Below are 14,369 nucleotides of genomic sequence, written 5' to 3' on the forward strand. Positions count from 1 at the left end.
GTGGAAACCGCAGCCCTCATCGTCGTGCTCGTCATCGCGCTGGCACTCTTCTTCGACTTCACCAACGGCTTCCACGACACCGCGAATGCCATGGCGACGCCGATCGCCACGGGTGCGCTGAAGCCCAAGACCGCCGTCCTCCTCGCCGCCGTCCTCAACCTCGTCGGCGCGTTCCTGTCGACGGAGGTCTCGAAGACCATCTCCGGCGGCATCATCCGCGAGGACGCGATCATCTCCGCGGGGGCGGATCTCTTCCTCTCCCTGATCTTCGCAGGCCTGATCGGCGCCATCACCTGGAACATGCTCACCTGGCTCCTGGGGCTTCCCTCGAGCTCCTCGCACGCGCTCTTCGGCGGTCTGATTGGGGCGACGCTGGTCGGCGCAGGCCTCGGCGGCATCGACTTCGGCATGGTGCTCTCGAAGATCGTGCTCCCTGCCCTCATCGCGCCCGTGACCGCGGGTCTCATCGCCTTCGCGGCGACGAAGATCGCCTACTCCGTCACCCGCCGTTACGACGGCAAGCCGGACGGACGCGACGGCTTCCGCTGGGGGCAGATCTTCACCTCGTCCCTCGTCGCCCTCGCGCACGGTACGAACGACGCGCAGAAGACCATGGGCGTGATCACCCTGGCGATGATCACGATCGGCTGGCAGTCGGGTGCGCATCATGAGCCCGAGCTGTGGGTCATCATCGCGTGTGCCTTCACGATCGCACTCGGCACGTACCTCGGCGGCTGGCGCATCATCCGCACCCTCGGAAAGGGGCTGACCGACGTCAAGCCCGCCCAGGGGTTCGCGGCTGAGAGCTCGACTGCGGCGACCATCCTCGCCTCGAGTGCCCTGGGCTTCGCGCTGTCGACCACCCAGGTGGCATCCGGATCGGTGATCGGCTCGGGTCTCGGACGCCGAGGATCGACCGTCCGCTGGCGGACCGCCGGCCGGATCGGCATCGGCTGGCTGCTGACACTCCCGGCTGCAGGCGGGGTCGGGGCGCTGGCCGCGCTTCTGGTCGTGTGGCTCGGCAACTGGGGTGTGGCGATCGACGCGGTTCTGGCACTCGTGATCATCCTCGGCCTGTTCATGCGCTCTCGGCGGAACGCGGTCACCCCGGCGAACGCGATGAGCGATGTCGCCGAATCGGGAATGGCGATCGACCTTCCCGACACCCCTCCTCCGACACGCCGCCAGCAGCGCATCGAGCAGGCCAAGGCCGAGGCGAAGGCGCGAGCGGCGGCTCGGGAAGAGGCGAAGGCCCAGACGAAGCGTGAGGCGGCCGCCAAGGCGAAGAAGAAGGCTCAGGACAAGGCGAGCGCGAAGGCATCCAAGTCGGGGGCGTCCTCGACGACCGGGGTGTCATCGAAGAATCCTGATGCGCCTCGGAGCGGGGAGTCGGAATGAACGTCGTCATCGACTGGGTCGCCTTCCTCCAGGTGTTCCTCGCGGCTCTCATCGGAGCGGCCGCGATCGTGACCTTCTACGCGCTCGGTCTCCGACTGCTCGTGCGCAGCGGCCGTGCACCCGTGGTGAGCCCTGCGGAGTTCACGGATGCGATCACCGTGATCACCGAGAAGGAGCTCCGGCGCGCGGAGAAGCAGGCGGCGAAGGCGGCGCGGAAGAGTCCGCTCACCGAAGGGCAGAAGCTCGTCGCCCTCTTCGGCGCCTACGCGTGCTTCGCCCTCTGCGCTGCGGCCGTCGTCGCGGGGATCCTGCTCCTCGTCATCGGCCACTGATCGCACAGCGGCGGTCTTCCTCAGCCCAGCAGACCGGCGACGAGGTCGTCGATGATGTCGTCTGTCTCCGTGTCGGGGTCGATCGGCGTCGTGAGGCGATCGAGGAGGAGCCCGTCGATCGCATAGTGGAAGAGTGCGATCTCGCGGCGTCCGCCCGGCAGACCGGCTGTGGCGTTGAAGGCGACGTCGCCGTCGAACCCAGCGCGTTGCCAGGCTCCGAGGACGGCGGCGACCTCCGGTCTGCGGCTGCTCTCGAGGCGCAGCTCGAACAGCGCCAGAGTGACCTCGCGATCCTCGGTCAGGCGGCGGACGATGTCGCGGACGTAGTCGGCGAACAGTGCGGCGTCCGGCACCCCGCTCGATCTCCGTCGGAGGTCATCCGGCGTCGGGGCGAGTCGTTCTCCGATGCGCTCGACGAGTCCGGCGACGAGCGCGTCCCGACTGCGGAAGTAGTTCGACGTGGTTCCCGTCGGGATGCCGGCTGCCACATCGACCGCGCGATGCGTCAATCCGCGGGAGCCCTCCCGTGCCAGCACCGCGAGTCCGGCATCGGCGATCGCCTGGCGCCTGCCCTCGTTCTTCGCCATGAGGCGATCCTAGCCCGAGCACTACACCCGCTGTGGTCGCCGGGCAATAGGGTGATCCCATGTCCGCAGGAACCGCCAGTGCACACGTCTTCGGCCGTCACGAACCCGCATCGCATGTCCTGATCCATGTCAGCGATCCCCACTTCCTCGCCGGAGGGGCTCATCTGGGCGGCCGGTACGACGTGGAGGAGAACTTCGCCCGCACGCTGCACGCGATCCGTGCCGTGCATCCGCATCCCTCGGCGATCGTGATCACCGGAGACCTCGCCGATCTGGGCGAGCCCGACGCGTATCGACGTCTGCGCGCCGCCGTCGAGCCCGTCGCTCGCGAACTCGGCGCGCCGGTGGCCTGGGTCGCAGGGAACCACGACGAGCGTCCTGCCCTGCGCGCGGGCCTGCTCGATCTCGAGCCGACGGAGGACCCGGTGACGGGGGTCTGGGATCTCGACGGGTTGCGACTCATCGCCCTCGACAGCAGCGTTCCCGGCTGGCATCACGGCGATATCGACCGCGACCAGCTGTCCTGGCTCGCGGAGCAGCTCACCGAACCCGCCCCGCACGGCACGGTGCTCGCTCTGCACCACCCGCCGATCCCGAGCCACCTCCCGCTGTTCGACATCCTGGAACTGCGTCACCAGGAGGAGCTCGCTGACGTGATCCGCGGCACGGATGTCAGGGGCATCCTCGCGGGGCACCTGCACTACTCCTCGCAGGGGACCTTCGCCGGGGTGCCGGTGAGCGTGGCGTCCGCGACCTGTTACACGATGAACGTGGCCCGCCCTCCCGCCGAGGTGAACGGCATGGACGCGGCGCAGGCGTTCCACCTCGTCCACGTGTACCCCGATACGATCACGCACACCGTCGTCCCCGTGACAGAGGCGGCGACGGGCGACTACTTCTCCGAGGAGTGGCTGGAGCACATGGCGAGCCTCACACCGGAGGGGCGACTCGAGGCGTTCTCCCGCAAACCCGGTCGATGACCGGCGTAGACTGAAGGCATCCCCCACCCTTCTCACCCGCCACGACCCACGAGGATGTGACATGGCTTCTGCCGCGCCTACCCTGACCCGCACCGAGACCGATTCGCTCGGGAGCATGGAGATTCCCGTCGACGCGTACTGGGGGATCCACACCGCCCGTGCCGACGCGAACTTCCCGATCACGAAGCGGCCCATCTCGGTCTATCCGGACCTGGTGGTCGGGCTCGCGATGGTGAAGCAGGCGAGCGCGCGGGCGAACCGCGAGATCGGCGTGCTCGATCCCGAACGAGCCGACCTCATCGACCGTGCGGCACAGCGCGTGATCGACGGCGAGTTCCACGAGCAGTTCGCCGTCGGCGTCATCCAGGGCGGTGCCGGCACCTCGACCAACATGAACGCGAACGAGGTCATCACCAACATCGCGCTCGAGCTGGCCGGCCGTGAGAAGGGCGACTACGCGTTCCTGTCGCCGATCGACCACACCAATCGCAGCCAGTCCACGAACGACGTGTACCCGACGGCCGTCAAGATCGGCCTCTCACTGACCCTGCGCTCCCTGCTCGAGGAGCTCGACCTGCTGCGTCTGTCCTTCCTCGGCAAGTCGCGCGAGTTCCACGACGTGCTCAAGGTCGGTCGCACCCAGCTGCAGGACGCCGTGCCGATGACGCTCGGTCAGGAGTTCAACGGCTTCGCCACGACCCTCGGCTACGACCACACGCGCCTCACCGAGAACGCCTCGCTGATGTTCGAGATCAACATGGGCGCCACCGCCATCGGCACCGGCATCACGACCCACCCCGGTTACGCCCCCGCCGTGCTCAAGCACCTGCGGGAGATCACCGCGCTCGATCTGCGCACGGCGGGCGACCTCGTCGAGGCCACGAGCGACACCGGTTCCTTCATGTCTTTCTCGTCGACGCTCAAGCGCAACGCGATGAAGCTGTCCAAGATCTGCAACGACCTCCGACTGCTCTCGTCGGGACCGCAGGCCGGGCTCGGCGAGATCAACCTCCCCGCGATGCAGGCGGGATCGAGCATCATGCCGGGCAAGGTCAACCCGGTCATCCCCGAGGTCGTGAACCAGGTCGCGTTCGCCGTCGCCGGAGCGGACATGACCGTGACGATGGCGGCCGAGGCAGGCCAGCTGCAGCTGAACGCCTTCGAGCCGGTCATCGCGCACTCGATCTTCCAGTCGATCACCTGGATGCGTCAGGCCATGTGGACGCTGCGCGTCAACTGCGTCGACGGCATCACCGCGAACCGCGACCGCCTCGGTGCGATGGTGGGCGCTTCGGTCGGTGTCATCACCGCTCTCACCCCGTTCATCGGCTACGCCGCCGCCGCCGCACTGGCGAAGACCGCACTGCTGACCAACCGGAGCGTGGCCGACCTGGTCGTCGAGGCCGGGCTCATGTCCCGCGACGAGGTCGTCAAGCAGTTGTCGCCCGCTCGCCTGTCCGGACTCGAGACCATCACGGCGGCGATCCCGGTGATCGCGCCGGAAGACCTGATCGAGATCTGAGCCACCTCATGCAGTGAAGGGACGGACGCCACGGCGTCCGTCCCCTCACTGCATGCCGGACGACCTCAGTCGGTGATCCGACAGTGCGTGGTGAGCTCGCCGATGCCGTCGATTCCGACGGTGACGGTCGAGTGGTCGCGCAAGAAGATCTGCGGATCGCGGGAGTACCCAGCGCCACCAGGGCTCCCGGTCGAGATCAGGGTGCCCGGCAGCAGGGTGAGCGACTGAGAGAGGTGGGCGATCAGCTTCGCGACCGAACGCACCATCTGGTCGGTGCTCGCGTCCTGGACGGTGTGGCCGTCGACGACGGCCCAGATGTGCAGATCCTGCGGGTCGGCGACTTCGTCCGCCGTCACCGCGAAGGGGCCCGTGGGGGTGAATCCGTCGAAGGACTTGCACCGCGACCACTGCGCCTCCGAGAACTGGATGTTCCTGGCGGTGATGTCGTTCACCACGGTGTAGCCCCAGACGTGCGAGAGCGCATCGGCCTCGCCGACGTCCTTCGCGGGGGTGCCGATGAGCACGCCGAGCTCCGCCTCGTAGTCGACCGCTTCGCTCAGAGACCGTGGCCAGGACGTGGTCTGCTCGTGACCGGTGAGGGAGTTCGGCCACAGCGTGAACACGGTCGGGGCGGCATCGGTCTTCAGGCCGAGCTCGCTCGAGTGCGCGGCGTAGTTCAGGCCGACGGCGAGGACCGCCGGTGGTGCGAGCACTGCGGATGAGAACTCCCAGTCGCCCAGCGGGTGGCGCGGTGCGGTGCTCTGCGCGAGAGCGGCACGCAACTGCTCGAGCAGGGCGTCCCCTCCCTCGATCAGCCGTTGCAGGGTGGCAGGGGCGTCGGTCAGGAGGTCAGAGACGAAGATGGCGTCCGAGTCCTGCACCACGGCGAGCATCGCGCGAGGGGAGTCAGGACGGCGCAGATGAGCGAACCGCATGGTTCTACGGTACCCGGTGGCGGGCTGCGGGCGCGTGGAGGACTCAGCCATACCGGCGCGTGCTCTCTTGTGCCCCTAGGCTTTGCCTATGAGTTTCGGAGGACCGCCCCCGCCGCAGCAGCCATCCCCGTTCACGCCGCCTCCGCGCCAGGGAGTGCAGCCGGGCTATGCCTCCCCGCTGGCTCAGCCGACACCGTACACGCCGCCTGCCCCGGTCGCGCCCGCACCGGCCGAGTCGCTGCCCGCGTTGCCCATGCCGACGCGCAAGGGGCGGACGATCTCGCTGTGGCTGTTCAGCTTCCTCGGCTTCCTGCTTCTCGCGCTGATCGGGTACTTCGGCTGGGCTCTCGGCGTCACGGCATCGGTGGTCGGGCTGATCCTGGCCCTCATCCCGTTGACGGTGGTGTTCCTCGGCGTGCGGATGATCGATCGCTGGGAGCCGGAGCCGAAACGGCTCGTGCTCTTCGCGGTCGCCTGGGGCGCGGTCGCGGCCGTGGGGCTCACACTCCTCGTCGACATCGGTCTGAAGATCCTGATCGGACCCACTCCTGATGCCTTCTCCGCCGTGGTGCAGGCGCCCATCGTCGAGGAGTTCTGGAAGGGCCTCGGCATCTTCCTGATCTTCCTGCTCGCCCGTCGGGCATTCGACGGCCCGGTCGACGGTGTCGTGTACGGCGCGCTCGTGGGCGCAGGGTTCGCGTTCACCGAGAACATCCAGTACTTCGCGCTCAGCCTCATCGAGGGCGGGGGAGAGCAGCTCACCGTGACGTTCGCCGTACGCGCCATCCTCTCGCCCTTCGCGCACGCCATGTTCACCGCCGTCACCGGTTTCGCGATCGGTCTCGTCGCGCGCAGGCACGGGTCAGCGGGTTCCGCGTTCGGGGCGGGACTCGTCGGCATGATCGGTGCTGTCCTGCTCCACGCGCTGTGGAACGGGTCAGCCACCTTCGCCGACTTCTTCGGCCTGTACTTCACCCTTCAGGTGCCGCTGTTCATCGGGTTCATCCTGGGCATCGTGGCTCTTCGCCGGGAAGAAGCCCGTCTGACCCGCGCCCGCCTCGCCGAGTATGCGAGCGCGGGGTGGTTCACGCCCGAGGAGGTCACGATGCTGGCGACGCCGAGTGGGCGCAAAGCAGGCCTCACCTGGGCGCGTGGCCTCCGCGGCGACCGGCGTCCCCTCATGCGGGAGTTCATCAAGGACGCGACCGCCCTGGCCGCGGTCCGCCAACGAGCGATCACCGGACGAGACCCGCTCGCCGTCGAGGACGAGCGCGCCCTCCTGATCCGCACGCGCGCGGCACGGGCGGCATTGCTGGCCTACTAGGTGCGCCCACGGGATGCGCGGGGGAGAGAGGGAGGCATGAGCACTTTCGTCTTGATCCACGGCGGGGGAGATGTCGGCTGGTCCTGGCATCTCGTGGCCGCGGAACTCGAAGCGCGCGGGCACGAGGTGTTCGCTCCGGACCTTCTCGCCGATGACGACTCGCTGACTCTCGAGGACTATACGGATGCCGTCGTCGCGGCCGTCGGTGCCCGACAGGACACGGTCGTGGTCGGGCATTCGTTCGGGGCGTTCACCGCTCCTCTCGTCGCCGAGCGGCTGTCATCCCGACTCCTGGTGCTGGCCGCAGGCATGATCCCGCTGCCCGGCGAGCCGCCCGAGCGATGGTGGGCGGACTCCGGCTACCTCGCTGCGGCGGAGGAGCAGGCCGCCCGTGACGGCGGGCTGACCGGCAACGACGACCCCTACGTGAGCTTCTATCAGGATGTTCCGCGCTGGCTGGTCGACGAGGCGCTTCGACGAGAGCGCGCACACCCTTCGCGGGCGGCGATGCAGACGCCGTGGCCTCTCGAGAGATGGCCCGACATGCCCACGAGATTCGTCGTGTTCGCGGACGATCGGTTCTTCCCTCCGAGCTTTCTCCGGCGACTCGCGCTGGAGCGTCTCGGAGTCATCGCCGACGAGGTCCCCGGGGGTCATTGCGCCATGCTGAGCAGGCCGAGGGAGATCGCGGAACTGCTGGTCGGCTACCTCGATTGAGTCCGGGCGCGCCTCGCGGACAAGACTCAGCGCCCGGTGCTGCGGCGATGCCTGCGAGTCTCCCGGGCGCTGAGTTGATCTGTAAACAGGGTGCACCCGGCCCTCGCGGGTGTCAAGAGGTTCTTGTCCTCGCTGCTTCTCGGGGTGTTCGCTGTGAGCAGGTGCGATCGCGTTGACCGGGTCAGTCGCGCTCGGGTTTGATGGAGGCATGACTGATCGCACAAAGCCTGAGTTCGATGCCCCCAGCACCCCCGCGCCCGCGGAGCTCGTCATCCGCGACATCATCGAGGGAGACGGCGCCGAGGCGAAGCCCGGCGACACCGTGACCGTCCACTATGCCGGCGTCGAGTTCGACTCCGGCGAGGAGTTCGACTCGTCCTGGGGTCGGGGCGAGACCATCCAGTTCCCGCTTCGCGGTCTGATCCAGGGGTGGCAGGACGGCATTCCCGGCATGAAGGTCGGTGGTCGTCGCGAGCTGATCATCCCCCCGCACCTCGCATACGGACCCGTCGGCGGAGGTCACTTCCTCTCCGGGAAGACGCTGATCTTCATCATCGATCTCGTCGCGGTGGGCTGACCACTCGGGCTCGCGCGGGGCGCTCCTCTTCAATGGAAGAGGAGCGCCCCGTTCTGTGTCGCGAAACTCTTCTCCATTCAGGGGAATACATGCGGGTGAATGTAAGTTGTCACAGGAGTCGCGGTGAACGCGGCCCTTGTCCGAAGCCGCAACAGCGGCCGATGTCTCCAGAGGAGAAACCATGACCAGCATCGACATCCCCGGCTACCGACCCGGCACCTGGGTGCTCGACCCCGCTCACAGCGAGGTCACCTTCAGCGTCCGTCACATGATGATCTCCAAGGTGCGCGGCACGTTCGGGGTCAAGAACGCCACGCTGATCGCACCCGAGAACCCGCTCGAGGCCAAGGTCGAGGCGTCTGTCGACGTCACCTCGGTCGACACCAAGGACGACGGCCGCGATGCGCACCTCCGCTCGGCCGACTTCTTCGACACCGAGAACTTCCCGACCATGGAGTTCGTCTCCACGGGCGCCCGCGTCAAGGGCGACGACCTGTTCGTCGACGGCGACCTCACGATCCGCGGCATCACCAAGCCGGTCAGCTTCGAGCTCGACTTCGGCGGCTTCGGCACCGACCCGTACGGCAACTACAAGGCCGGCGCCTCCGCCAAGACCGTGATCAACCGCGAGGACTTCGGTCTCACCTGGAACGCGGCACTCGAGACGGGTGGAGTGCTCGTCGGCAAGGACGTGACGATCACCCTCGACCTGCAGGGCGCGCTGCAGCAGGACTGATCTCGATCCGGCAGTCTCCCGAACCCCGGGCCCGTCAGGGCTCGGGGTTCTCTGCGTCGTAGTCGTGGAACCGGCGGTTGCGGCGGGAGAGCATCGCGACGAGGGCGATCACGAGCACGCCGCCCAGCAACGGCGGGAACCAGAGCGTGGTGAGCGTGGCCAGCGTGCCGGCGTACAGAGCCCCCACGCGGGGCCCGCCGGCGACGACGACCACGAACAGGCCCTGCAGGCGCCCGCGCATGGCATCGGGCACCGCGGCCTGCATCATGGTGTTGCGATAGATCGAGCTGACGTTGTCGGAGGCACCGGAGAGGGCGAGCGCCACGCAGGCCGCGACGATCAGGCCGACATTCGGTGCGTCTTCGCCGACGGGGGCGGAGAAGGCTCCGACGAGCAGGACGACCCCGAACAGCAGGATCGATGCGCCGTAGGCCTCGACGGCGCGCGCGATGCCCCGACCGTGCCAGCGGTACTGGACGACGCGACCGGAGAACAGGCTCGACGCGAACGTGCCGACGGCCACGGCGGCCGTGAGGATGCCTGTGGTGACGGCACCCCCGCCGAGGAGCACGGTGCCGAGGGCGGGGAACAGCACAAGGGGCTGCCCGAAGGTCATCGCGATGATGTCGATGATGTACTGCATCCGGATGTTGCCGGCCCTGCGGAGGAATCGCCATCCGTCGACGAGCGACTCGAGCCCAGGGCGGACGGTCTCGCCCTCTGGGCGCAGGGTCGGAAGCGTCCACAAGCCGAGGAACATCGACAGCATCAGCACGACGTCGATCGTGTAGGTCCAGCCATAGCCGGTCAGCGCCACGAGGACGCCGGCCAGGGCGGGGCCCGCCATCACGGTGAGTCCGAATGCGACGCCGTTGAGGGCGGACGCGGCGGCCAGCTGCGCGCGCGGGATCAGGCGTGGCACGATCGCGGTGCGCGTCGCCATCCCGACGGAGTTCGCCGCCGAGTTGATCATGCTCAGTGCGTACAGCCACCAGATGGTCTCGGTACCCGTCCAGGTCAGCGCCGCGAGCAGTGCGGTGGATGCGAAGGTGATGGTGGCGGCGATCAGCGCCACCCGGCGACGGTCGAATGCATCCGCGAGCATCCCGCCGTACAAGCCCGCCAGGATCATCGGGACGAGCCCCGCCACCGCGATCATCGATACCGCGAAGGTGCTCTGCGTGAGCACGAACACGTGCAGCATCACCGTGACGATCGTGAGCTGGCCGCCGATGCCCGCGAGGGTCGAGCCGATCCACATCCGCGCGAACGCAGGGCTGGTCTTCAGGGGAGTGAGGTCGATCAGGTGACCGCGTCGGGCGCTCACTCGTCGATCTTCTTCTGCACCTCTCGAGCCTAGTTGAGGCGGAACCGGGGGGCGTCCGGCTGCGGTGCGCGGGAGGAGCCGCCGGCTGGTAGACTCTTCAGGTTGCCGTTCGATCGGCCGCGGATAAAGAGAGCCCACGCATCAGGCGTCGGGCGCCGCGCAACAAGCAGAGAGGGGATCGAATCTATGGCACTGGAAGCAGACGTCAAGAAGGCGATCATCGAAGAGTACGCGACGCACCCCGGTGACACCGGATCCCCCGAGGTGCAGGTCGCGATGCTGACGCAGCGCATCAAGGACCTCACCGAGCACCTCAAGGAGCACAAGCACGACCACCACTCGCGTCGTGGGCTGTTCCTGCTCGTCGGTCAGCGCCGCCGTCTCCTCGGCTACCTCCAGGACATCGACATCGAGCGTTACCGCTCGCTGATCGAGCGTCTCGGACTTCGTCGCTGAGGCACCGCGACCCTGCGTTCAATCGCGCAGAACATTCTTGAGAAGGCCGCCCCACGGTGTGGGGCGGCCTTCGTCATGCCTGGGCCTCGTGCGGGGGTACCGCGGAGCGTCAGGCGGGAGAGGCCACCAGGTCGGCATGGTGGATCGCCGCGACGTCGGGGTGCGCGCGCAGGCGTGACTTGAGTGCGTTCTCGCCGTACAGCGCGTGGATCGGGTTGCTCGGATCCTTCGTGACGCCCTTCGCCTCCGCGGCGAGTTCGGCGGGAAGCTCGATCAACGGGAGCCGCTTGTCGAGCGCGGGGTTGAAGAAGAACGGGATCGAGATGCGGTCGTCGGGGGCCTGGGGCGACACGACGCGATGGTTCGTGGCCTTGAGGTACCCGCCCGTCGCATACTCCAGCAGCTCGCCGATGTTCACGACGAAGGCGCCGGGCACCGGGGAGCGTCGACCCAGGTGCCGTCGCGCTCGACCTGGAGGCCGCCCTTGCCCGGCTCGACCCAGAGCAGGGTCAGGACGCCGGAGTCCTTGTGCGCTCCCACGCCCTGCTGGGGCTCCGGCTCGTGCGTGCCCGGGTATCGGACGATCTTGATCAGCGTCGAGGGCTCGCCGAAGTGCTCGTCGAAGTACGTCTCCTCCGCGCCGAGGGTCTGCGCCCACTCACGCAGGAGCCTGCGCGCGACCTCCGACAGCGTCTCGTGCCACTCGGCGACGACCTCCTGCAGCTCGGGCTGCGCCGACGGCCAGAGGTTGGGGCCGATGAGGCGATTGAACGCAGGGCCGCCGTCGACGGGTTCGCGCTCGGGCCCGATGTCGATCTGCTCGCGCCAATCGACCTGCCCCTGCGTCCGCTCTCCGCCGATGCGGGTGTATCCGCGGAAGTGCGGGCTGTGCACGTTCTCGATCGCCAGCTTGTCCGCTTCGGGAAGGGCGAAGAAGTCGAGTGCTGCGCGGTGCAGGCGGGCTTCGAGCTCGGGGGAGATGCCGGTGCCGGTGAGGTAGAAGAACCCGACGTCGTGCGTTGCGGCCCTGAGATCGTCGCGGAATCGCGCCGCGGCCTCCGGGCCTTCGTCGAGCTGGGACAGGTCGAGGATGGGAAGCGAGAGTTCAGCCATGGACCGAGGGTATGTCGGCTCTCTCGGTGCGAGCTCGACTGTTGCGTCGCATTACCGTCGCGCACATCGAGCACCGCACCCCCGGTTCCGACGCGGGCGGCGCGGGTGCTAGAGTCTCGTGAGTAAGGGCTGCCTTACCTCAGTAATCATCCGGGAGTCAGGCTCCGTGCTCGCCACTTTTCTCATCGGCCTCCGCGAGGGGCTTGAAGCCGCACTCGTCGTCGGCATCCTCGTCGCCTACCTCCGCCGCCTCGGGCGCACGGATGCTCTCCCACGGATGTGGGCGGGTGTCGGACTCGCGATCGCCCTCGCTCTCGGCATCGGCGCTGTCCTCACGTTCGGCGCGTACGAGCTCACCTTCACCGCGCAGGAGCTGATCGGCGGCACGCTGTCGCTCCTCGCCGTCGGCATGGTGACCTGGATGATCTTCTGGATGCAGCGCGCCGGACGCACGATGAAGGCGTCCCTCGAGGGCGGCATCGATCGCGCGCTCACCGTCGGAGGGCTCTGGGCTCTCATCGCGATCGGCTTCGTCTCGGTCGCTCGAGAGGGCATCGAGACGACGTTGCTGCTGTGGTCGATGGTGCAGGCGTTCGGCGACGCGCCGGCGGCGCTGCTCGGGGCCCTCCTCGGCCTCGCGACCGCCGTGCTCATCGGCTGGCTGATCTCCCGTGGCGCGGTCAAGCTCGACCTGCGTCGCTTCTTCGCGTGGACCGGCGGCTTCCTGGTGATCGTCGCCGCCGGAGTCCTCGCCTACGCCTTCATGGACCTGCAGGAGGCGGGCGCTCTTCCCGGTCCGTTCACCGCGGCGGCGCCGATCGACGCGGCGTCCGGCGGGGTGCTCGTCGGGTGGGGCGCATTCCCGTTCGGGTGGGCCTTCGACGCGTCGTCCGTGATCGCGCCGGGGGCACCCTCGCAACGGTGCTGCAGGCGACGATCGGCTTCATGCCGAAGATGACCTGGCTGCAGGTCATCGCGTGGGGGTGTACGTCGTCGTCGTCGGCTCGCTGTACATCCGGGGCCTCCGCGTGAAGCGCCCATCCGCACCGCACGCCGCCACGGCCCCGAAGACCGATCCTTCCCCTCTCTCACCACAAGGAGCAGCATGACCATCTCGCATCGTGTCCTGGGCGCACTGGCCGCGGCTGGCGCCGCAGCGCTCGTCCTGAGCGGCTGTGTCGCGAAGAGCGACGGTGCGGCAGGCGCCGCGTTCGACGTCTCCTCGACGGACGGCGAATGCGCTGTCTCGGCGGACACGGCGAAGAGCGGCACGCTCACCTTCGCCGTGAAGAACGACACCGACCAGGTCTCGGAGTTCTACCTCCTGGCCGAAGACGGACTGCGCATCGTGGGAGAGGTCGAGAACATCGCGCCTGCCGCATCCCGCACACTCACGGTCGTCGCGCAGCCCGGCGACTACTTCACCCTGTGCAAGCCCGGCATGATCGGCGACGGGGTCGGCAAGGCCGCGTTCACCGTGACCGGCGATCGCGTCGCCGTCGACGGCCCCGACTCGGAGCAGAAGCAGAAGGCCGTCGACCTCTACGCGGCATTCGTGAAGGACCAGGTCGGCCAGCTCGTCCCGGCGGTCGAGGATCTCGCCTCGGCCTACGAGGCCGGCGACGACGAGGCGGCACGCGAACTCTTCCCCCGGACGCGGGCGTTCTACGAGCGCATCGAGCCGGTCGCGGAGGCGCTGGGCGACCTCGACCCGCGCATCGACTACCGCGAGGTCGACGCCGTCGCCGAGGGGCTGGACTGGACGGGTTTCCACCGCATCGAGAAGGACCTGTGGGTGCCGGCGCAGGATGCGCTGAACGCCGACGGCGAGACGCCGGCGTGGCAGGACTGGACACCGTCGACCCCGCAGGAGCGGGCCGACTACGGCGACCTGCTCCTCGCGGACGTCCAGGAACTCTACGACTACGTCCACTCGGACGACTTCACCACGGCGCTCGAAGACCAGGGCATCGGCGGCATCTCGAACGGCGCCATCGCCCTGCTCGACGAGGTGGCCACCGGCAAGATCTCCGGCGAGGAGGATTGGTGGTCCGGGACCGACCTGTACGACTTCGCGGCGAACGTCGAGGGCTCGAAGATGGCCTTCTCGCTCGTCGAGGACTTCGCCGTCGCACAGGGCGACGCGGGCGCCGCGCTCGTCGATGAGATCGAGGCGGGGTACGCCGCTCTCGAGAACTCGCTCGCCGCACACGGCTCGCTGACCGACGGCTTCGTCGGGTACGCGGAACTGACCGAGGAGAACAAGCGCGAGTTCACCGATCTGATCAACGCGCTGGCCGAGCCGCTCTCGCAGCTCACCGGCACGGTCCTGGACTGATCGATGTCGAGCGCGATCGGACGGGTA

Annotated in this window: 13 protein-coding genes and 2 pseudogenes; 11 read left to right on the forward strand and 4 right to left on the reverse strand. The window is 68.2% G+C overall.

Going from position 1 to position 14,369, the window contains the following annotated elements:
- Positions 1-1,398: an inorganic phosphate transporter gene (locus K1X59_RS08735; protein WP_220174152.1), complete on the forward strand. Its 1,398-nt coding sequence runs from the start codon at positions 1-3 to the stop codon at positions 1,396-1,398.
- Positions 1,395-1,730, forward strand: coding sequence for a peptidase (locus tag K1X59_RS08740; protein WP_183152505.1), 336 nt, complete (start codon positions 1,395-1,397; stop codon positions 1,728-1,730). Before K1X59_RS08735 ends, K1X59_RS08740 begins: the two co-directional genes overlap by 4 nt.
- Positions 1,731-1,750: 20 nt before the next feature.
- Here K1X59_RS08740 and K1X59_RS08745 read toward each other — a convergent pair whose 3' ends face one another.
- Positions 1,751-2,317 carry a TetR/AcrR family transcriptional regulator gene (locus K1X59_RS08745; protein WP_183152506.1) on the reverse strand — a complete coding sequence of 189 codons (567 nt, stop codon included), beginning with the start codon at positions 2,315-2,317 and terminating at the stop codon, positions 1,751-1,753.
- Positions 2,318-2,376: 59 nt separating this feature from the next.
- Here K1X59_RS08745 and K1X59_RS08750 point away from each other — a divergent pair, with 59 nt between their 5' ends.
- Both K1X59_RS08750 and K1X59_RS08755 read left to right on the forward strand, forming a co-directional pair.
- Entirely contained in the window at positions 2,377-3,297 is a 921-nt protein-coding gene (locus K1X59_RS08750; RefSeq protein ID WP_183152507.1) for a metallophosphoesterase, read from the forward strand.
- 61 nt (positions 3,298-3,358) lie between these two features.
- Positions 3,359-4,819, forward strand: a complete 1,461-nt coding sequence (locus K1X59_RS08755) for an aspartate ammonia-lyase (RefSeq protein WP_183152508.1) — start codon at positions 3,359-3,361, stop codon at positions 4,817-4,819.
- Positions 4,820-4,884: 65 nt separating this feature from the next.
- On the opposite strand, the gene K1X59_RS08760 is transcribed toward K1X59_RS08755, so the two are convergent.
- Entirely contained in the window at positions 4,885-5,754 is an 870-nt protein-coding gene (locus K1X59_RS08760; RefSeq protein ID WP_183152509.1) for a fumarylacetoacetate hydrolase family protein, read from the reverse strand.
- An 88-nt stretch (positions 5,755-5,842) separates the two neighbouring features.
- Here K1X59_RS08760 and K1X59_RS08765 point away from each other — a divergent pair, with 88 nt between their 5' ends.
- From K1X59_RS08765 to K1X59_RS08780, 4 genes are all read left to right on the forward strand, one after another.
- Positions 5,843-7,078, forward strand: coding sequence for a PrsW family intramembrane metalloprotease (locus K1X59_RS08765; protein WP_309491646.1), 1,236 nt, complete (start codon positions 5,843-5,845; stop codon positions 7,076-7,078).
- A gap of 36 nt (positions 7,079-7,114) precedes the next feature.
- Entirely contained in the window at positions 7,115-7,795 is a 681-nt protein-coding gene (locus K1X59_RS08770; RefSeq protein WP_183152510.1) for an alpha/beta fold hydrolase, read from the forward strand.
- Between the two features lie 208 nt (positions 7,796-8,003).
- A complete protein-coding gene (locus K1X59_RS08775) occupies positions 8,004-8,372 on the forward strand; it encodes an FKBP-type peptidyl-prolyl cis-trans isomerase (RefSeq protein WP_183152511.1) in 369 nt (122 codons plus the stop codon).
- Positions 8,373-8,553: 181 nt separating this feature from the next.
- Positions 8,554-9,108, forward strand: coding sequence for a YceI family protein (locus K1X59_RS08780; protein WP_183152512.1), 555 nt, complete (start codon positions 8,554-8,556; stop codon positions 9,106-9,108).
- 34 nt (positions 9,109-9,142) lie between these two features.
- Here the strand turns inward: K1X59_RS08780 and K1X59_RS08785 are convergent, their stop codons facing one another.
- Entirely contained in the window at positions 9,143-10,435 is a 1,293-nt protein-coding gene (locus K1X59_RS08785; RefSeq protein WP_183152513.1) for an MFS transporter, read from the reverse strand.
- Between the two features lie 186 nt (positions 10,436-10,621).
- On the opposite strand from K1X59_RS08785, the gene rpsO reads away from it, so the two are divergent.
- Entirely contained in the window at positions 10,622-10,891 is a 270-nt protein-coding gene (rpsO, locus tag K1X59_RS08790; RefSeq protein ID WP_055993247.1) for a 30S ribosomal protein S15, read from the forward strand.
- Between the two features lie 109 nt (positions 10,892-11,000).
- Here rpsO and K1X59_RS08795 read toward each other — a convergent pair.
- A pseudogene (locus K1X59_RS08795) lies at positions 11,001-12,004 on the reverse strand (isopenicillin N synthase family dioxygenase).
- Between the two features lie 166 nt (positions 12,005-12,170).
- On the opposite strand from K1X59_RS08795, the pseudogene efeU reads away from it, so the two are divergent.
- Positions 12,171-13,113: pseudogene (gene efeU, locus K1X59_RS08800) on the forward strand (iron uptake transporter permease EfeU).
- Positions 13,110-14,342, forward strand: coding sequence for an iron uptake system protein EfeO (gene efeO / locus K1X59_RS08805; protein ID WP_220174153.1), 1,233 nt, complete (start codon positions 13,110-13,112; stop codon positions 14,340-14,342). Before efeU ends, efeO begins: the two are co-directional and overlap by 4 nt.
- Positions 14,343-14,369 lie beyond the last annotated feature (27 nt).

Source organism: Microbacterium sp. Se5.02b (assembly GCF_019464375.1).
GTDB lineage: Bacteria > Actinomycetota > Actinomycetes > Actinomycetales > Microbacteriaceae > Microbacterium.